The organism is Sediminibacterium sp. FW305-C-61 (assembly GCF_058231065.1).
In genome coordinates this window covers 1-602 of record NZ_JBIQXR010000015.1, presented here as the reverse complement: position 1 = coordinate 602, position 602 = coordinate 1, and the positions used below count along the sequence as shown (strand labels likewise).

Annotated in this window: 1 protein-coding gene; it reads left to right on the top strand. The window is 39.0% G+C overall.

Annotated features, from left to right (window positions below):
• Nucleotides 1–138: 138 nt before the first annotated feature.
• The coding region (locus tag ACH30E_RS16880; RefSeq protein WP_490825767.1) for a RagB/SusD family nutrient uptake outer membrane protein at nucleotides 139–602 on the top strand (464 nt) is incomplete at its 3' end.

The following is a 602-nucleotide window of genomic DNA, read 5'->3' as shown; positions in this document are numbered from 1 at the left end:
GATCCTGAAGATGGTAACAACATCAGCTTAAACGAATATCCTAACCCTAAAATGTTCGTAGCTGGTCTGGATATTAATTTCTAATTCAAACAGACTTAAGATATTAATATTCATTATCGAATTCCTAAAACAATGAAAATGAAAAAAACGAAAATACTGATCCTCTCTGCGATGTTAGTGTCTACGCTTTTTTCCTGCCAGAAACTGGTAGAGATTAAAGAGACCGACCTTATTGCGGGAGATATAGCACTGAAAACAATTACGAACAATGAGCAAGGTATCATTGGTGCGTATGCTGCTATGAACGTTGAAATGGGTATTCTGCTGAATGCGGTATTTGCGGATGAAGTAGTATCTGCTGACTTCTACAATGCAGCTACTGTTCACGAATGGCAATACACTTCAACAGATATCTCTATCCGTGATAGTTATACAGCGTTTAACCTGTACTACCGTATCATTGATCGCGTAAACCGTGTACTGGCTGCATTACCAAATGCAACTGCAGCTAATGCAACAGATGAAGCAAAACGTGCTTCATTAAGAGGTGAGGCTTTGTTCTTAAGAGCATTCTGCCACTTCGAACTGTACCGTTATTACAG